At 70.8% G+C, this 18,277-nt stretch carries 18 protein-coding genes; 2 read left to right on the plus strand and 16 right to left on the minus strand.

All coding sequences use genetic code 11. The annotated features are described in order from the left end of the window. Positions 1–39: 39 nt before the first annotated feature. From AB0Q96_RS38100 to AB0Q96_RS38110, 3 genes are all read right to left on the minus strand, one after another. A complete protein-coding gene (locus AB0Q96_RS38100) occupies positions 40–666 on the minus strand; it encodes a vitamin K epoxide reductase family protein (RefSeq protein ID WP_365333807.1) in 627 nt (208 codons plus the stop codon). A 167-nt stretch (positions 667–833) separates the two neighbouring features. Next, positions 834–2,096 carry a histidine--tRNA ligase gene (hisS, locus tag AB0Q96_RS38105; RefSeq protein WP_365333772.1) on the minus strand — a complete coding sequence of 421 codons (1,263 nt, stop codon included), beginning with the start codon at positions 2,094–2,096 and terminating at the stop codon, positions 834–836. Positions 2,097–2,106: 10 nt separating this feature from the next. Then, positions 2,107–2,814, minus strand: a complete 708-nt coding sequence (locus AB0Q96_RS38110; protein WP_365333774.1) for an MBL fold metallo-hydrolase — start codon at positions 2,812–2,814, stop codon at positions 2,107–2,109. Positions 2,815–2,967: 153 nt separating this feature from the next. Between AB0Q96_RS38110 and AB0Q96_RS38115 the strand changes: the two genes are divergently transcribed. Together AB0Q96_RS38115 and AB0Q96_RS38120 are read left to right on the plus strand one after the other, a co-directional pair. Continuing rightward, positions 2,968–3,753 carry a peptidylprolyl isomerase gene (locus tag AB0Q96_RS38115; protein ID WP_365333776.1) on the plus strand — a complete coding sequence of 262 codons (786 nt, stop codon included), beginning with the start codon at positions 2,968–2,970 and terminating at the stop codon, positions 3,751–3,753. Positions 3,754–3,961: 208 nt separating this feature from the next. Next, positions 3,962–5,191, plus strand: coding sequence for a DUF349 domain-containing protein (locus tag AB0Q96_RS38120; protein ID WP_365333778.1), 1,230 nt, complete (start codon positions 3,962–3,964; stop codon positions 5,189–5,191). 93 nt (positions 5,192–5,284) lie between these two features. Here AB0Q96_RS38120 and AB0Q96_RS38125 read toward each other — a convergent pair whose 3' ends face one another. The 13 genes from AB0Q96_RS38125 to AB0Q96_RS38185 form a co-directional block, all read right to left on the minus strand. After that, positions 5,285–7,756: a bifunctional (p)ppGpp synthetase/guanosine-3',5'-bis(diphosphate) 3'-pyrophosphohydrolase gene (locus tag AB0Q96_RS38125; RefSeq protein WP_365333780.1), complete on the minus strand. Its 2,472-nt coding sequence runs from the start codon at positions 7,754–7,756 to the stop codon at positions 5,285–5,287. Positions 7,757–7,983: 227 nt separating this feature from the next. After that, positions 7,984–8,535 carry an adenine phosphoribosyltransferase gene (locus tag AB0Q96_RS38130; protein WP_365333782.1) on the minus strand — a complete coding sequence of 184 codons (552 nt, stop codon included), beginning with the start codon at positions 8,533–8,535 and terminating at the stop codon, positions 7,984–7,986. Further along, positions 8,535–9,611: a protein translocase subunit SecF gene (gene secF / locus AB0Q96_RS38135; protein WP_365333784.1), complete on the minus strand. Its 1,077-nt coding sequence runs from the start codon at positions 9,609–9,611 to the stop codon at positions 8,535–8,537. The genes AB0Q96_RS38130 and secF overlap by 1 nt, the downstream gene beginning before the upstream one ends. Before the next feature lies 1 nt (position 9,612). Then, positions 9,613–11,361: a protein translocase subunit SecD gene (gene secD, locus AB0Q96_RS38140; protein WP_365333786.1), complete on the minus strand. Its 1,749-nt coding sequence runs from the start codon at positions 11,359–11,361 to the stop codon at positions 9,613–9,615. A gap of 147 nt (positions 11,362–11,508) precedes the next feature. Next, positions 11,509–11,931: a preprotein translocase subunit YajC gene (yajC, locus tag AB0Q96_RS38145; protein ID WP_365333809.1), complete on the minus strand. Its 423-nt coding sequence runs from the start codon at positions 11,929–11,931 to the stop codon at positions 11,509–11,511. 179 nt (positions 11,932–12,110) lie between these two features. Next, the gene (gene ruvB, locus AB0Q96_RS38150; protein WP_365333788.1) at positions 12,111–13,190 is read right to left on the minus strand and encodes a Holliday junction branch migration DNA helicase RuvB; all 1,080 of its coding nucleotides are present in this window, start codon (positions 13,188–13,190) and stop codon (positions 12,111–12,113) included. A 32-nt stretch (positions 13,191–13,222) separates the two neighbouring features. Then, positions 13,223–13,855, minus strand: a complete 633-nt coding sequence (ruvA, locus tag AB0Q96_RS38155) for a Holliday junction branch migration protein RuvA (RefSeq protein WP_365333790.1) — start codon at positions 13,853–13,855, stop codon at positions 13,223–13,225. Then, positions 13,852–14,382, minus strand: a complete 531-nt coding sequence (gene ruvC, locus AB0Q96_RS38160) for a crossover junction endodeoxyribonuclease RuvC (RefSeq protein WP_365333792.1) — start codon at positions 14,380–14,382, stop codon at positions 13,852–13,854. Before ruvC ends, ruvA begins: the two co-directional genes overlap by 4 nt. Positions 14,383–14,493: 111 nt before the next feature. Then, the gene (locus AB0Q96_RS38165; RefSeq protein ID WP_329419012.1) at positions 14,494–15,246 is read right to left on the minus strand and encodes a YebC/PmpR family DNA-binding transcriptional regulator; all 753 of its coding nucleotides are present in this window, start codon (positions 15,244–15,246) and stop codon (positions 14,494–14,496) included. Positions 15,247–15,308: 62 nt separating this feature from the next. Further along, a complete protein-coding gene (pdxT, locus tag AB0Q96_RS38170) occupies positions 15,309–15,905 on the minus strand; it encodes a pyridoxal 5'-phosphate synthase glutaminase subunit PdxT (protein ID WP_365333794.1) in 597 nt (198 codons plus the stop codon). 6 nt (positions 15,906–15,911) lie between these two features. Next, the gene (gene pdxS, locus AB0Q96_RS38175) at positions 15,912–16,829 is read right to left on the minus strand and encodes a pyridoxal 5'-phosphate synthase lyase subunit PdxS (RefSeq protein WP_361169457.1); all 918 of its coding nucleotides are present in this window, start codon (positions 16,827–16,829) and stop codon (positions 15,912–15,914) included. Positions 16,830–16,954: 125 nt separating this feature from the next. Then, positions 16,955–17,497, minus strand: a complete 543-nt coding sequence (locus tag AB0Q96_RS38180; protein ID WP_329419017.1) for a hypothetical protein — start codon at positions 17,495–17,497, stop codon at positions 16,955–16,957. Positions 17,498–17,508: 11 nt separating this feature from the next. Continuing rightward, complete coding sequence (locus AB0Q96_RS38185) at positions 17,509–18,135, minus strand: MBL fold metallo-hydrolase (protein ID WP_365333797.1); 627 nt, start codon at positions 18,133–18,135, stop codon at positions 17,509–17,511. Positions 18,136–18,277 lie beyond the last annotated feature (142 nt).

Below are 18,277 nucleotides of genomic sequence, written 5' to 3' on the forward strand. Positions count from 1 at the left end.
ATGAAGCCTAGGTCACCGCACTGACAACGGGGGCCGCCGTCAGCTGGTCCAGAAGTCCCACCAGCGGGTCAGGATCAGCATGCCGATGATCCCGACGTGCAGCACGGGCAGCACCCAGGTGAACTCGTCGAAGAAGGTGCGCACGGCGCCGGGGGCGCGGATGACGCCCTGGCGCACGTTGTGCGAGGTGGTGTACCAGAACATGACGATGGTGGCGACCCAGGCCAGGCAGCACCACAGGCACAGCGAGTTGATCTCGTACAGCGACTGGTACATGAGCCAGGTGCAGAAGCCGACGCCGAAGAGCGCGCCCGCGTTGAGGCCGAGCCAGTACCAGCGCCGGTAGCGGGCGCCGGCCAGCAGGCCCACGCCGATCGCGACGACCATGCCGTACGTGACGAGCCCGAGCATCGGGTTGGGGAAGCCGAAGACCGAGGCCTGCTCGCTCTTCATGATGTTGCCGCAGGAGACGATCGGGTTGAGGCTGCACCCCGGGGTGAAGTTCGGGTCCTCGAGGAGCTTGAACTTGTCGATCGTGATGACCCAGGCGGCGAGCAGCCCGGCGGCGCCGGTGATCACCAGGAGCCAGGCGAAGGCGCGGCTGGCGCCGATGGTGCGGGGTTCGTCCCGCACGGCGGTCTCGTGGGCGGCCGCTGCTTTCGTCATGTCGCTCTGCTCGCTCTTCTCGCTGGGCTCGTTCGGCTGACCGGGCACGGTCATTGTGCCGCACAGGGTGCCACGGGCCGCGTTCGCGCCCGGTAAGGGAGCCGGAAAGGCGGGAGGGGCCCGGTCCGCGTGACGCGGGCCGGGCCCCTCCTCCGTACGGTGTGCGGTCAGGCCAGCTTGGCCCGCACCGCGTCGAGCAGTCCGTCGAGGGCGACCGGCTGCTGCTCGCCGGACTCCATGTCCTTGAGCTGGACGACGCCCTCGGCGAGGTCCCGCTCGCCGGCGACGACCGCGAGGCGGGCGCCGGAGCGGTTGGCGTCCTTCATGGCGCCCTTGAGGCCCTTGCCGCCGAAGGAGAAGTCGGCCGCGATCCCGGCCCTGCGCAGCTCGGTGATCTTGCCGAAGAGCAGCCGGCGGGCCTCCTCGCCGAGGGCCACCGCGAAGACGCTGGTGGCGGCCGGGAGGTCGAGCTCCACGCCCTCCGCCTCCAGCGCGAGGACGGTGCGGTCCACGCCGAGCGCCCAGCCCACGGAGGGCAGCGCCGGGCCGCCGATCATCTCGGAGAGGCCGTCGTAGCGCCCACCGCCGCCGACCGCCGACTGCGAGCCGAGACCGTCGTGCACGAACTCGAAGGTGGTGCGGGTGTAGTAGTCCAGGCCGCGCACCAGCTTGGCGTCGTCCTCGAAGACCACGCCCGCCGCGGTGATCAGGGCGCGCACCTCCTCGTGGTACGCCTTGCACGCGTCGCACAGGTAGTCGCGCAGCAGCGGGGCGTCGGCCAGCTGCTTCTGCACGGCCTCCCGCTTGTCGTCGAGGACGCGCAGCGGGTTGATCTCGGCGCGGCGCAGGGTCTCCTCGTCCAGGTCGAGGCCGCGCAGGAAGCCCTGCAGCGCCTCGCGGTAGACGGGGCGGCACTCCTGGTCGCCGAGCGAGTTCAGCAGGATGCGGAAGTCGCGCAGGCCGAGCGAGCGGTAGGCCTGGTCGGCCAGGATGATCAGCTCGGCGTCGAGCGCCGGGTCCTCGGCACCGATGGCCTCGGCGCCGACCTGGGAGAAGTGGCGGTAGCGGCCCTTCTGCGGGCGCTCGTAGCGGTAGTACGAGCCCGAGTACCAGAGCTTGACCGGCAGGTTGCCCTGCTTGTGCAGGCTGGCCTCCAGGGCCGCGCGCAGCACGGAGGCGGTGCCTTCGGGGCGCAGGGCCAGCTTGTCGCCGCCCTTGGTCTCGAAGGCGTACATCTCCTTGGTGACGATGTCGGTGGACTCGCCGACGCCGCGGGCGAAGAGGTTGACGTCCTCGAAGCCGGGGGTCTCGACGTAGCCGTAGCCGGCCGTGCGCAGGGGGCCGGAGATGGCCTCGCGGACCGCGAGGTACTTCGCCGAGTACGGCGGGATCAGGTCGTACGTGCCCTTGGGGGCCTTGAAGGTGCTCACGTGGATCTCGTCACATTCCTCGTCGGGGAGCCCGGGGACTCCCGAGGCCGTCGGCCACCTGCCGCAGATAGGGATTGGTGGCGCGTTCCTGGCCGATGGTCGTCTGGGGACCGTGTCCCGACAGGACCACGGTCGAGTTGTCGAGCGGCAGGCACACGCGGGCCAGCGATCCGAGCATCTCGTCCATGTCACCGCCGGGCAGGTCGGTGCGTCCGATGGAGCCGGCGAACAGCAGGTCCCCGGAGAAGAACACGGAGGGGATCTCCGTGGTCTCGGGGGTCCGGAAGGTCACCGACCCCTTGGTATGACCGGGCGCGTGCGCGACGGAGAGCGTCAGTCCGGCGAGGCTCAGCTCGGCGCCGTCGGTGAGCTCGCGCACGTCGTCGGGCTCGCCCACGGTCAGCTCGCCCATGAGGGGCATCCCGATGGAGCGGCCGAGGGCCTTCTCCGGGTCGCTCATCATGTACCGGTCGGAGGGGTGGATCCACGCGGGTACGTCATGGGCGCCGCAGACCGGGACGACGGAGGCGACGTGGTCGATGTGGCCATGGGTGAGGACCACGGCGACGGGCTTGAGCCGATGCTTCCTGAGCGTCTCCTCGACTCCCTGGGCGGCCTGGTGGCCCGGGTCGATGATGACGCACTCCTCGCCTGCGGCGGGGGCGACCACGTAACAGTTGGTGCCCCAGGCCCCGGCGGGGAACCCGGCAATCAGCACGATCGTCCTTATTTGTCGTCCGGCAGATGGCTGCGGCGAAACGGAATGCAGCGGGTCAGAGCCTACCGGCGCTGCGTATTCCACAGCCAACCCGTATACGGTACGGGCACATCCGGCCAGGACTGAACAGACGATCGACAAGGAGCGGACCCGGTGGTCACCAGCGATCAGCGGCGGCGGCAGCTCGCCAGGGACAAGTACCAGCGTCAGCAGCAGCGACGCGCCGACGCCCGGCGCAGGTCGCGCCGGATCAGCGTCATCGCCGCCTCGCTCGCGGTCGTGGTCGCCGCGGGCGGCGCGGTCTACCTCTCGGTGGCGCTGAGCGGCGACGACAAGAAGTCGGACAACGCGGCGAGCCAGCCGACGAACACGCCGAGCCCGGAGCAGAGCACGTCCTCGCAGCCCGAGCCGGCGATGTCCATCGACAAGACGGCCTCGTACACGATGGCCCTCAAGACCAACCAGGGCGACATCACGGTCACGATGGACGCGGCCAAGGCCCCGCACACCGTGAACTCGTTCAAGCACCTCGCGGACAAGAAGTACTTCGACGGCACCAAGTGCCACCGCCTCACCACCTCGGGCATCTTCGTGCTCCAGTGCGGCGACCCGAAGGGCGACGGCACCGGCGGCCCCGGCTACGTCATCCCGGACGAGAACCTGACCGGGCTCGGCAAGGCCGGCGCGGACGGCTCCGTCACGTACCCCAAGGGCACGGTGGCCATGGCCAACGCGGGCGCGAACACCGGCGGCAGCCAGTTCTTCCTCGTCTACAAGGACACCAAGCTGCCCCCGAACTACACCCCGTTCGGCACCTTCGACGCGGCGGGCCTCAAGGTCGTCGAGGACGTGGCGAAGGCCGGCGTCCAGGGCGGCGCGGGCGACGGTGCGCCGCAGAAGGCCGTCACCATCGAGAAGGCCGTCGTCGGCAAGAAGTGACGCGACGGCGGCCCGGCGGCCCGCCCGCACGTGACCGTTGAATTTCGGTCGTGCTGAGTGCGGACAGCCGGGCCGCCGTTCGCCTAGATTGGCGTTGTGCAGCGCCGGCCGTCGGCCGCGCTGTGGAGGGCGGGCGAGACCCGCCGGGAATCCGTGGACGATGCCAGGGGGCAGGGCCCCCATGACGGCATCATGGTGAGGAGGCGCTGTGAGCAGCGACCCGTGGGGCCGCGTCGACGAGACGGGCACCGTGTACGTGCGTACGGCCGAGGGCGAGCAGGTCGTCGGATCGTGGCAGGCCGGCACCCCTGAGGAGGCGCTGGCCTACTTCGAGCGCAAGTACGAGGGCCTGGTGGTCGAGATCGGCCTCCTCGAGAAGCGGGTGAGGACCACCGACCTCTCCGCGAAGGACGCCACGACGGCGATCGAGCACATCCGCGAGCAGGTCCGGGAGCACCACGCGGTGGGCGACCTGGCCGCGCTGGCGGCCCGGCTCGACAAGCTGACCGAGGCGGTCGAGTCCCGCCGCGAGGAGCGCAAGGTCCAGAAGGCCAAGCAGGCCGACGAGGCCCGCTCCGCCAAGGAGACCCTGGTCACCGAGGCCGAGGAGCTCGCCCAGAGCGAGCAGTGGCGTGCCGCGGGCGAGCGGCTGCGCGCGCTCGTGGACACCTGGAAGGGCCTGCCGCGGCTGGACCGCAAGTCGGACGACGAGCTGTGGCACCGCTTCTCCCACGCCCGCTCCGCCTTCTCCAAGCGCCGCAAGGCCCACTTCGCGGCGCTCGACGCGCAGCGCGAGGACGCCCGCAAGGCCAAGGAGAAGCTGGTCGCCGAGGCCGAGGCGCTCTCGAACTCCACCGACTGGGGCACCACGGCCGCCCGCTACCGCGAGCTGATGGCGGACTGGAAGGCGGCGGGCCGCGCCCAGCGCGAGCACGAGGACGAGCTGTGGAACCGCTTCCGCGGCGCCCAGGACGTCTTCTTCGCGGCCCGTGGCGGCGTCTTCGCCGAGCGTGACGCGGAGCAGACCGAGAACCTCAAGCTGAAGGAGGAGCTCGCGGTCGAGGCCGAGAAGCTGGTGCCGGTGTCGGACCTGAAGGCGGCCCGCGCGGCCTTCCGCTCCCTCAACGAGCGCTGGGAGGCCATCGGCCACGTGCCGCGCGACGCCCGCCCGAAGGTCGAGGGCCGGATGCACACCGTGGAGCGCGCGATCCAGGAGGCCGAGGAGGCCGAGTGGCGCCGCACCAACCCGGAGGCGCGCGCCCGCGCCGCGGGTCTGACCGGCCAGCTCCAGGACGCGGTCGACAAGCTGCAGAAGCAGATCGACACCGCCCGCGCCGCCGGCAACGACGCCCGGGCCGACAAGCTCGCGCGCGAGCTGGAGGGCCGCCAGGCGCTGCTCGACCAGGCCCTGAAGGGTCTGCAGGAGTTCGGCGGCTGACAGCAGTCCCAGCGGTACGAGGAAGGGCCCCCGGCTTCGGCCGGGGGCCCTTCCTCGTGCGCGGGGCGCTGTGCGGCGCGTGGCGCCCCGTTCTCAGGGGCGCCGGGCGCTGGTGACCCGGTAGACGTCGTAGACGCCCTCGACGCCACGGACGGCCTTCAGGACGTGACCCAGGTGCTTCGGGTCGCCCATCTCGAAGGTGAACCGCGAGGTGGCCACCCGGTCGCGGGAGGTCTGCACGGCCGCCGAGAGGATGTTGACGTGCTGGTCCGACAGGACGCGGGTGACGTCCGAGAGCAGCCGGGAGCGGTCCAGCGCCTCGACCTGGATGGCGACGAGGAAGACCGAGGACTGGGTGGGGGCCCACTCGACCTCGAGGATCCGCTCGGGCTCCCGGGACAGCGAGTCGACGTTCACGCAGTCGCTGCGGTGCACCGAGACGCCGCTGCCGCGGGTGACGAAGCCGATGATCGGGTCGCCGGGCACCGGCGTGCAGCACCGGGCCAGCTTGACCCAGACGTCCTCGACGCCCTTGACGACGACGCCGGGGTCGGCGTTCGACCGGCGCTTGGAGCGGCCGCGGGCGGGCGGGGCGGCCTCCTCGATGTCCTCGGTGGCCGCCTCCTCGCCGCCGAGGGCCTGGACCAGCTTCTGCACGATCGACTGGGCCGTGACGTGGCCCTCGCCGATCGCCGCGTACAGCGAGGAGATGTCGCTGTAGCGCAGCTCGTGCGCGAGGGTGACCAGCGAGTCGCCGGTGAGGATCCGCTGGATGGGCAGGTTCTGCTTGCGCATGGCCCGCGCGATGGCGTCCTTGCCCTGCTCGATGGCCTCGTCGCGGCGCTCCTTGGAGAACCAGGCGCGGATCTTGTTCCGGGCGCGCGGGGACTTGACGAAGCCGAGCCAGTCCCGGGAGGGTCCGGCGCCGGCGGCCTTGGAGGTGAAGACCTCGACGAGGTCGCCGTTGTCGAGGGTGGACTCCAGCGGCACGAGCCGGCCGTTGACCCGGGCTCCTATGGTGCGGTGCCCGACCTCGGTGTGGACGGCGTAGGAGAAGTCGACCGGGGTGGCGCCCGCGGGCAGCGCTATGACGTCGCCCTTGGGGGTGAAGACGAAGACCTCGTTGCGGGAGAGGTCGAAGCGCAGCGACTCCAGGAACTCCGAGGGGTCCTCGGTCTCCTTCTGCCAGTCGAGCAGCTGGCGCAGCCAGGCCATGTCGTTGAGGTGGTCGTCCTTGCCGGCCTTCTTGGGCACGTCGGCGCGGACCTTGGAGGCGCCGGCGACGGCCTCCTGCTTGTACTTCCAGTGCGCGGCGATGCCGTACTCGGCGCGCCGGTGCATGTCGAAGGTGCGGATCTGGAGCTCGACGGGCTTGCCGTTGGGTCCGATGACCGTCGTGTGCAGCGACTGGTACATGTTGAACTTCGGCATCGCGATGTAGTCCTTGAACCGGCCGGGGACCGGGTTCCATCGCGCGTGGACGGTGCCGAGCGCCGCGTAGCAGTCGCGGACGGTGTCCACGAGGACGCGGATGCCGACCAGGTCGTAGATCTCCGCGAAGTCACGGCCGCGGACGATCATCTTCTGGTAGACGCTGTAGTAGTGCTTGGGCCGGCCGGTGACGGTGGCCTTGATGCGGGCGGAGCGCAGGTCGGCCTGGACCTCGTCGGTCACTATCGCCAGGTACTCGTCCCGCTTGGGGGCGCGCTCGGCGACCAGCCGGACGATCTCGTCGTACATCTTGGGGTAGAGGATCGCGAAGGCGAGGTCCTCCAGCTCCCACTTGATGGTGTTCATGCCCAGCCGGTGCGCCAGCGGGGCGTAGATCTCCAGGGTCTCGCGGGCCTTCTTCTCCTGCTTCTCCCGCTTGAGGTAGCGCATCGTGCGCATGTTGTGCAGGCGGTCGGCCAGCTTGATGACCAGGACGCGCGGGTCCTTGGCCATGGCGACGACCATCTTGCGGACGGTCTCGGCCTGGGCGGCCTCGCCGAACTTGACCTTGTCCAGCTTGGTGACGCCGTCGACGAGCAGGGCGACCTGGTCGCCGAAGTCGCGGCGCAGGGTGTCCAGGCCGTACTCGGTGTCCTCGACGGTGTCGTGCAGCAGGCCGGCCATCAGCGTCGCCGGGTCCATGCCCAGCTCGGCGAGGATCGTGGTGACCGCGAGCGGGTGCGTGATGTACGGGTCGCCGCTCTTGCGCTTCTGGCCGCGGTGCCAGCGCTCGGCGACCTGGTAGGCCCGCTCGATCTGGCGCAATGTCGCCGTTTCGATCTTCGGGTCGTTGGAGCGCACGATCCGCAGCAGCGGTTCGAGGACCGGGTTGTACGGGGAGGAGCGCTGGACGCCGAGGCGGGCCAGCCGGGCGCGGACGCGGCTGGAGGAGCCGCCGGAGCGGCTCGGCGTCGCGGGCGTGGGCCGCACGGCCGGCGCGGGGGCGGGGGCCTGGTCGGCGGGCCGGGGCCGGGTCTCCGCAGGCTTGTTCTGGGGCGCGTCGGGTCCCTGCGCGGCCTGGTCGGCCTGCTGCTCGGGCTGCGCGGCGGAGAGTGGCTGGGCCTCGTCTGGCAAGAGCGCTCCTCTGGGGGTACCCCCGGACGGAGTCTGGGGGAATGTCCGGGTCCCCCGGTCAGGCCCGGAAAGGCCATCGTATCGACCTGGAAGCGCCTGTGCTCACGTGGCTGCGGGCTGAGACGTCCGCACCGCCGCACGGAGCGCCGCTCGGGGGTGTGTCCGGAAAACGACGGGGGCGGCCCGGGGAATTCCCCGGGCCGCCCCCGTCCGTCGGACGCCGCGGGTCAGACGGTGATGAGCGCGGTGAGCGGAGCGCCGGCCAGGGCCGGCTCCAGGCGGGCCCGGCCGGGCAGGAAGCCCAGCTCCATCAGGACGGCCACGCCGGCGACCTCGGCTCCGGCACGCCGGATGAGCTCGAGGGACGCCTCGGCGGTGCCGCCGGTGGCGAGGACGTCGTCGATGACCATGACCCGGTCGCCCGGGGCCAGGTCCTCGGCGTGCACCTCGATCTCGGCGGTGCCGTACTCCAGCTCGTACGCCTGCCGCAGGGTGGCTCCGGGCAGCTTCCCGGCCTTGCGGACCGGGATGAAGCCGAGGCCGGCGCGGACCGCGACCGGGGCGGCCAGGATGAAGCCGCGGGCCTCCAGGCCGACGATCTTCGTGGCGCCCTGTGCCGCGCACAGCCCGGCGAGGGCGTCGGTCAGAGCGGTGAACGCCTCCGGGTCCGCGAGCAGCGGGGTGATGTCCTTGAACAGCACCCCGGGCTTCGGGTAGTCGGGGACGTCACGGATGCGGCTGAGCAGCAGCTCCGTGGTGCTCCGGGCCTCGGCGGTCATCAGCGGTTCTCCGAGCGGCCGCGGTGGCCCTGGCCGACGACGGCGGCCTCACCCGCGAGGGCGCCGTCCGAGAGGTCGGTGTCCTCGTCGAGGGACTCGCCCTTGGCGGCAGCGGCGGCGCGCTTGGCCATGATCCGCTTCTTCAGGGCCTTCATCGCCGGCTCGCGCTCCTTGAGGTCGGCGACGAGCGGGGTGGCGATGAAGATCGAGGAGTACGCACCGGCGGCGAGACCCACGAACAGCGACAGCGAGATGTCGTTCAGCATGCCGGCGCCGAGGACGCCGCCACCGATGAAGAGCAGGCCGGCGACCGGCAGCAGCGCGACGACGGTGGTGTTGATCGAACGGACCAGGGTGCCGTTGATCGATCGGTTGGCGATCTCGCTGTAGGTCCAGCGGGTCTGCTTGGTGATGCCCTTCGTCTGCTCCTTGAGCGAGTCGAAGACGACGACCGTGTCGTAGAGCGAGTAACCGAGGATCGTCAGCAGACCGATGACCGTACCGACCGTGACCTCGAAGCCCACCAGCGAGTAGATGCCGACGGTGATGGTGAGGTCGTGGATCAGCGCGATGAGCGCCGCGACGGCCATCCGCCATTCGAAGGCGATGGCGAGGTAGATCACCACGAGGATCATGAAGACCGCGAGACCGGTCCATGCCTTCGTGGCGATCTGCTCACCCCAGCTGGGGCCGACGAGCTCCGCCGCGATCTTGGACTCGGGGACGTTCAGCTCCTTGGCGAGCTCCGTGCGGACCTGGTCGGACTTCGCGGTGTCGAGACCGCCGACCTGGATGCGCAGGGAGCCGCTGCCGAGCTCCTGGACGATCGCGTCGTGGCCGGAGGCCTCTTCCGCGAACTCCTGGGCCTGGGTGACCGAGACGGCCGTCTTCGGGGTGGTGAAGACGGCGCCGCCCTGGAACTCGATGCCCATGTTGAGGCCGCGCACCGCGAGGGCGACGATCGCCGTGATGGTGATCAGGATCGAGATGCCGTACCAGATCCTGCGGTTGCCGATGAAGTCGTAGCCGACCTCACCGCGGTGGAGCCGGGCGCCGAGATCTCCGAGCTTCGACATCTCACGCCTCCTTCGGGTCTACGGGGGCGGACTGACGGCGGGAGCGGCGCAGCGGCGGCTTGGCGCCGAGGCGCTTCGGGTCGAGGCCGGACCACTTGTGGCCGTTGCCGAAGAACTTCGTACGGGCGAGGAGCGTCATCACCGGCTTGGTGAAGAGGAACACCACGACGACGTCGAGCAGCGTGGTCAGGCCGAGCGTGAACGCGAAGCCCTGGACCTTGCCGACGGTGACGATGAAGAGCACCGCGGCGGCCAGGAACGACACGAAGTCGGAGACCATGATGGTGCGCCGGGCCCGCGGCCAGGCGCGCTCGACGGCCGGGCGCATCGTGCGGCCCTCGCGGATCTCGTCGCGGATGCGCTCGAAGTACACGATGAACGAGTCCGCGGTGATGCCGATGGCCACGATGGCGCCACAGACGGCCGGCAGGTTCAGCGCGAAGCCGATGGCCGGGCCGAGCAGGGACATGATCACGTAGGTGAGCAGGGCCGAGACGCCGAGGCTGAGGATCGCGATCAGCGACAGGCCGCGGTAGTAGACCACCAGGTAGATGATGACCAGCGCGAGACCGATGGCGCCGGCGATCAGACCGGCCTGCAGCTGCTCGCCGCCGAGGGCGGCGGTCACGGTGTCGACGCTCTGCGTGTCGAACGTGAGCGGCAGGGCACCGTAGGACAGGATGTTGCCGAGGTCCTGGGCCGACTGCTGGTTGAAGCTGCCCGAGATCTCCGCGTTGGCGCTCAGCGTGGTGCGCACGGACGGGGCCGAGACGACCTCGCCGTCGAGCACGATCGCGAACTGGTTCTGCGGCTCCTGCTGCTGCGAGAGCTTGCCGGTGATCTTCTGGAACTTCTTGGCGCCGCCGCTCGTGAACTCCATGTTCACGATCCACATGCCGCGCTGCTGGTCGAAGACGCCCTTGGCGTCGTCGACGTCCTTGCCGTCCACCTCGGCCGGGCCGAGGATGTACTTCTCCCACTGGCCGACGGCGTTCTTGCCGCAGGCGACGGTGGTGTCGGTCGGCTTGACGCCGTCACCGGCGGCGGTGCGCTGCTTGGGGTCCAGGCAGTTCAGCGTGGCGAACTTCTGCTGCAGGGCGGCGGTGGCCGGGTCGGCCGGGGTGTCGGCCTTCGGCGTGCCGGTCGACTTCGGCGTCGCGGTGGACGTCGGCGTCGGGCTCGGCGCCTTCAGCGCGTCGGTGACGGCGCGGCCCTGGGTGGACGCGGTGGCCGTCGGGGTGGCGGACTTGTCCGTCTTGCCCTTGTCCGCGGTGGCGCCGGAAGCCGAGGGCTTCGGCGTCGGCGTGGCCGAGGAGCTGGTGTTCGGCGCCGGCTGCTCGGCGGCGGCCACGGCCAGGACCTGGCGGAAGTACAGCTGGGCGGTGGTACCGACCTGCTCGCGGGCCTGCTTCTCGTTCGATCCCTTGGGGATGTTCACGATGATGTTCTCGCGGCCCTGCGTCTGGACCTCGGCCTCCGAGACACCCAGACCGTTGACACGCCGCTCGATGATGCCGACCGCGGTGTTCATGTTGGTCTCGTTGACGGCGGACTCCTGTCCGGGCTCCGCCTTCGCCTTGAGCGTGATCGACGTACCGCCGGCGAGGTCGATGCCCAGGCGCGGGGTGGTGTGCCCCGACCAGAACATGCCGCCGGTGAGCGCGACCATGGCGATCACAATGAGTGCCAGGGCGCGGCCCGGCCGGCTCTGTCCCCCCGCCGGCCTTCGGCCCTTCTTCGGTGCTGCCACCTGTCGTTTCTCCCTGTCCAAACCGCCCCGCGCCGGTTGGGCGCGCAGCGGCCACGAAGTGTGTGGTGGGGTCCTGCCCCCGCAGACGTGGAACCGTCGCCGGAGCCGCGCGCGCCGGATCGGCGGACGCGCGGCTCCTGCCGCGAACTACTTCGCTTCGGTCCCGCCGTCGGCCTTGCCGTCCTTGACGTCCTCGGCGGCGTCCGTCTTCTTGGTGAGATCGGCCTTGACGTCCTCGGTGGACTCCTCGACGGCCTCGGTCAGCGAGGAGGCGTCGTCGGGGACGACCTCGCCGGGCTCGTCGCCGTGGACGATCCGGTTGTACTCGGAGTCCTCCAGGACGGCGCCGATGGAGTTCTTCGCGTAGACCGCGTGGACGCCGGGCGCGACCTCGAGAAGGACGGTCTCGTCACCGATCTCCTTGACGGTGGCGTACATCCCCCCGATCGTGCGAACGCCGGTACCGGGTGCCAACTGGTTGCGCATCTCCGCCGCCTGCGCCTGCTTCTTCTTGGCAGAGCGGGTCATGAGGAACATGGCCCCGATGAGCACGATGAACGGGAGGAGCATGCCGATGTTATTCACGGGACGGAATTTCCTTCGCAAGGCCGCCGAGATGTCGCAGCCTGATTCGGGGGTGGGTGCGCCGACCATAAGGAGCGGCACCGGCGGAGTCTAGGCGAGTCCGCATCGTTGGAACAACGCCCAGCATCGCACCCCGGTTCCCGGACGGGCGAGTCTCCGCGCCGTCACGCCCCGAAGAGCCCCTGTTGTCCGCTTCCTGTGCCCCCCGGCCCTGCGGCCTGCGGCGGAACCATTCCGAGGTGGTTCCATGCGGCGGGAGTGGCGACGCGGCCACGGGGTGTGCGCGCGAGGAGACCCTCGCGTACGAGGAAGGGCTCGGCGACCTCCTCGACGGTCTCCCGCTCCTCCCCCACGGCGACCGCGAGGGTGGACAGGCCGACCGGGCCGCCGCCGAACAGCTTGAGCAGGGCCCGCAGCACCGCGCGGTCGAGACGGTCGAGGCCGCGGCTGTCGACCTCGTACACCCCGAGGGCGGCGGCGGCGATCTCCTGGGTGATCACGCCGTCGGCTCTGACCTGCGCGTAGTCCCGGACGCGGCGCAGCAGCCGGTTGGCGATGCGGGGGGTGCCGCGGGAGCGGCCGGCGATCTCGGCGGCGCCGGCGGTGTCGATCTCGACGTCGAGGAGCCCGGCGGAGCGGTGCACGACCCGCTCCAGCTCGTGCGGCTCGTAGAACTCCATGTGCCCGGTGAAGCCGAAGCGGTCGCGCAGCGGCGGCGGCAGCAGGCCGGCCCGGGTGGTGGCGCCGACCAGGGTGAAGGGCGGCAGCTCCAGGGGGATGGCGGTGGCGCCGGGGCCCTTGCCGACGATGACGTCGACGCGGAAGTCCTCCATCGCCATGTAGAGCATCTCCTCGGCGGGCCGGGACATCCGGTGGATCTCGTCGAGGAAGAGGATCTCGCCCTCCTGGAGGGAGGACAGGATGGCCGCGAGGTCGCCGGCGTGCTGGATGGCGGGGCCGCTGGTGATCCTGATCGGCGCGTTCATCTCCGCCGCGATGATCATCGACAGGGTGGTCTTGCCGAGGCCGGGGGCGCCGGAGAGCAGCACGTGGTCGGCGGTGGCGCCGCGCTGGCGGGCGGCCCTGAGGACCAGGTCGAGCTGCTGGCGGACCTTCTCCTGGCCGACGAACTCGCTCAGGTCCTTCGGCCGCAGCGCCGCCTCGACGGCCTGGTCGTCGCCCTCGGCGGAGGCGTCGACGATGCGCTCCTCGGCGGCCGGTGCCGTCTCGTCGTCCCAGTTCACGGTGGTTGGTTGCCTTCTTCGAGTACGGGAGGTCAGCGGGCGCGGTTGAGCGTCTGCAGGGCTGCGCGCAGCAGCTGCGGGACGGGCGCGGAGCCGGTCTCGGCGAGCGCGGCCTCGGCCTGCGGGGTGACGGCGGCGACGGCCTCATCGGCCTCGCGGCTCGCGTAGCCGAGTCCGACGAGGGCGGCGGCGAGCTGCTCGGTCCAGGGGGCGGGTCCGGCCGCGACGGCGCGCTGGGCGCCGACCAGGCCGCTGCTGCCGAGTGGGCGGCCCAGCTTGTCCTTCAGTTCGAGGAGGAGCTTCTGCGCGCCCTTCTTGCCGATGCCGGGGACGGCGGTCAGCGCCTTCTCGTCGCCGGTCGAGAACGCGAGCCGCAGCGCGTCGGGGCGGTGCACGCCGAGCATCGCCTGGGCGAGCCGGGGCCCGACCCCGCTGGCGGTCTGGAGCAGCTCGAAGACCTGCCGCTCGTCGTCGTCGGCGAAGCCGTACAGGGTGAGCGAGTCCTCGCGGACGACCAGGGAGGTGGCGAGGCGGGCGTGCTCACCGACGCGCAGCCCGGCGAGGGTGTCGGGGGTGCACTGGACGGCCATGCCGATGCCTCCGACCTCGACGACGGCGGTCGTGGGGGCGAGGGCGGCCACCGGGCCGCTGACGAAGGCGATCATCGGATACGGCCTTTCGAGGCGTGCAGGGCGACGGCCTGCTGGAGACGGTTCTGCGCGGGGGCGCGCCAGATGTGGCAGATGGCGAGGGCGAGGGCGTCGGCGGCGTCGGCCGGCTTGGGCGGGGCGGACAGCCGGAGCAGCCGGGTGACCATGGCGCCGACCTGGGCCTTGTCCGCGCGGCCGCTGCCGGTGACGGCGGCCTTGACCTCGCTGGGCGTGTGCAGGGCGACGGGCAGGCCGCGCCGGGCGGCGCACAGCATGGCGACGGCGCTCGCCTGGGCGGTGCCCATCACGGTGCTCACGTTGTGCTGGCTGAACACCCGCTCCACGGCGACGAGTTCGGGCTGGAAGCGCTCGATCCACTCCTCGATGCCACGCTCGATGCCGACCAGCCGGACGCCGATGTCGGCGTCGGCGGGGGTGCGCACCACGCCGACCCCGAGCATGGTCAGCGGTCGCCCGGCGACCCCCTCGACCACCCCGACACCACATCGGGTCAGTCCGGGATCCACCCCCAGAACGCGCACCGTGCCCTCCCTGTTCGCTCACCTGTTTGTGCAGGCTATCTGCTGCCACCGACAACGCAGCGGGCCGACGGGGGGTGTGTCCCCCGTCGGCCCGCTGCGGTGAGGTCGCGATCAGGCGTCGACCTTCTCCATGACCTCGTCGCTGACGTCGAAGTTGGCGTAGACGTTCTGCACGTCGTCGCTGTCCTCCAGGGCGTCGATCAGCTTGAACATCTTGCGCGCACCCTCCTCGTCGAGCTCGACCTGCATGGTCGGGACGAAGCTGGAGTCGGCCGAGTCGTAGTCGATGCCGGCGCCCTGGAGCGCGGTACGGACCGCGACCAGGTCGGTGGCCTCGCTGATGACCTCGAAGGACTCACCGAGGTCGTTGACCTCCTCGGCGCCGGCTTCGAGCACCGACTCCAGGACGTCGTCCTCGGTCAGCTCGCCCTTGGGGAGCACGACGACGCCCTTGCGGTTGAACAGGTACGAGACGGAGCCCGGGTCGGCCATCGAGCCGCCGTTGCGGGTCATGGCGACCCGCACGTCGGAGGCGGCGCGGTTGCGGTTGTCGGTGAGGCACTCGATGAGCACCGCGACACCGTTCGGGCCGTAACCCTCGTACATGATCGTCGCGTAGTCGACGCCGCCGGCCTCGAGGCCGCCGCCGCGCTTGACCGCGGAGTCGATGTTCTTGTTGGGAACGGACGACTTCTTGGCCTTCTGGATGGCGTCGTAGAGCGTCGGGTTGCCCTCGGGGTCGGCACCGCCGGTGCGGGCCGCGACCTCGATGTTCTTGATCAGCTTCGCGAAGAGCTTGCCGCGCTTGGCATCGATCACGGCCTTCTTGTGCTTCGTCGTAGCCCATTTAGAGTGGCCGGACATCTGCCTGTCTCCTTCGCGTAACCCATTACTGAACGAACCCCAGAGATCCTACAAGGATCGTCTCACCCCTCGGCGCGCACCATGGCCACGAACAGCTCGTGGATCCGGTGGTCACCGGTGAGCTCGGGGTGGAACGAGGTCGCGAGGGCCCGTCCCTGCCGCACGGCGACGATGTGGCCGTCGTGCTCGGCGAGCACCTCGACCTCCGCGCCGACCGACTCGACCCACGGGGCGCGGATGAAGACGCCCTCGACGGGGGTGTCGATCCCCGTCACGGTCACGCCCGCCTCGAAGGACTCGTTCTGCCGCCCGAAGGCGTTGCGGCGCACGATCATGTCGATGCCGCCGAAGGTCTCCTGGCCCGAGCGCGGGTCGAGGATCTTGTCGGCGAGCATGATCAGACCGGCGCAGGTGCCGTACACGGGCATGCCGCCCGCGATCCGCTCGCGCAGCGGCTCCGTCAGGCCGAACAGCGCGGCCAGCTTGGAGATGGTGGTGGACTCTCCGCCGGGGATGACGAGGCCGTCGATCTCGGCGAGCTCCTCGGGGCGCCTGACGGGCCTGGCCACGGCGTCAGCCGCGGCCAGGGCGATCAGGTGCTCCCGTACGTCGCCCTGGAGAGCCAGGACCCCGATGACAGGGCTGACGGGAGTGCTCATGAGTGCTTACCAGCCCCGGTTCGCGTAGCGCTCGGCCTCGGGGAGGGTGTCGCAGTTGATGCCGACCATGGCCTCGCCCAGGTTGCGGGAGGCGTCCGCGATGACCTTCGGGTCGTCGTAGAAGGTGGTGGCCTTCACGATGGCGGCGGCGCGCTTGGCCGGGTCGCCGGACTTGAAGATGCCGGAGCCGACGAAGACGCCCTCGGCACCGAGCTGGCGCATCAGCGCGGCGTCGGCCGGGGTGGCCACACCACCGGCGGAGAACAGCACCACCGGCAGCTTGCCGAGCTCGGCGACCTCCTTGACGAGCTCGTACGGGGCGCGCAGCTCCTTGGCGGCGGCGTACAGCTCGTTGTTGTCGAAGCCGCGCAGCTTGGCGATCTCGTTCTTGATCTGGCGCAGGTGGCGGACGGCCTCGACGACGTTGCCGGTGCCGGCCTCGCCCTTGGAGCGGATCATGGCCGCGCCCTCGGCGATGCGGCGCAGGGCCTCGCCCAGGTTGGTGGCGCCACAGACGAAGGGGGTCGTGAAGGCCCACTTGTCGGAGTGGTTGACCTCGTCGGCCGGGGTCAGGACCTCGGACTCGTCGATGTAGTCCACGCCCAGCGACTGGAGGATCTGGGCCTCGACGAAGTGGCCGATGCGGGACTTGGCCATGACCGGGATGGAGACGGCGCCGATGATCTCTTCGATCATGTTCGGGTCGGACATGCGGGCCACGCCGCCGTCCTTGCGGATGTCCGCGGGGACCCGCTCCAGGGCCATGACGGCCACGGCGCCGGCGTCCTCGGCGATCTTCGCCTGCTCGGCGTTGACCACGTCCATGATCACGCCGCCCTTGAGCTGCTCGGCCATGCCGCGCTTGACTCGGGAGGTGCCGATCGCGTCGGCGGACTGCGGGGTGGTGGAAGGCGTGGTGGACACGGGTACCTCACTCAGTGACAACGGGGATTGTTGACGAGATGAGGAAACCGGCCAGCAGGGGGCCACAGCAAGGGCCAATGCATAGCCGGTGGCTCGTTTTCGCAGGTTACGAAGGCCACACCGGGTCAGGCGGGGCGATCCGCAAGGGCCACGGGCGGCTCGTCATCCATTTCGAAGGCGAGCGGGAACGGAGCGTGACCGGCCAGCCGGAACCAGCGCACCTTGCGGTGGCGGCGCAGCGCCCTCGCGGCCCGTACGGCGTCGTTGTGGAAACGGCGCGCCATCGGCACCCGGCGCACGGCCGCGGCCAGCTCCCCCGCGGCCTCCTCGCCACCGGGCGCCTCGCGCACCAGCTCGACCTGCTCCGACTCCCCGAACACGGCCCGCAGCGCCTGGCTGAGCTCGCTCTCGGCGACCTCGCGGTGGTCCTCCTCGGCCTGCCGGGCCGCGTGCGCCGCCTCGTAGAGCACGATCGAGGCGGCCGGATCGAGCACCCCCGAGGTGGCGAGCTCCTGAGCGACCGAGGCCCGCCGGAGCAACTGCGCGTCGAGCGCGGCGCGGGCCGCGTCGATACGGGTGTGCAGCCGGTCGAGCCTGCCGGCGGTCCAACTCAGATAGACACCGATCAGAATCAGCGCGGCGACGGTCCAGATCAGGGTTTCGGTCACGGACGCACAGGCTACCGGGGCGGGGGCAGCACCCCTTCCCAATGGTCGTGGTCATGGGCGAACAGGACACGCGCGGGCCGCCCCCCGCCGAGCTCTCCGAGCCGTTCCAGCCACGGCCGGTGGGGCCGTCCGAACTCCCCCGCGAAGTCGTACGCCTGTCCCGCGAGCACCGTCAGCCGGTCACCGTGGTCGACCACCAGCGACTGGTGCCCCTCGGTGTGCCCCGGCGTGGGCACGATCCGGATCCCCTCGGCGACCTCGTGCTCCCCGTCGATCTCCTCGTACCGGACGCCGTCCAGCAACGAGTCGATCGTGTACCCCCCGCCCCGCGCGACGGCGAGCTCCGTCTTCTGCACCAGCACGGGACGGCCGAGCGCGCGGTTGCCGCCGATGTGGTCGAAGTGCAGGTGGCAGTTGACGACGAGATCCACCTCCCCGACGTCCAAGGCCCGGCGCACGGGGCGGTAGTGGGCATCGGTCTCGGGCGACCCTTCCCCGAGCCCGGTGTCGAACAACAACGTGCCCTCGCCGTGCCGCACGAGATAGGCGAGGACGGGCTCCGCCCGATCCCGCTCCCCACCCCACTCCTCGGCGGGCCGAACGAGGTACCCCAGATCGATCGTCTCCACAGAGATCATCGCCTCAGCCTGCCACCACGCCGCGACAGCCGACAACGGCGGGAGGCGACCGGTGCCGGAGCGGGGGTAGGGGGTGTCCGGACGTGGCGGCGCCCGTAACGAGCGAAGCGAAGTGAAGGTCGCAGTCCGGACACCCCCTACC

The sequence above is a fragment of the Streptomyces sp. NPDC093111 genome, from assembly GCF_040683955.1.
In the GTDB taxonomy this organism is placed as follows: domain Bacteria; phylum Actinomycetota; class Actinomycetes; order Streptomycetales; family Streptomycetaceae; genus Streptomyces.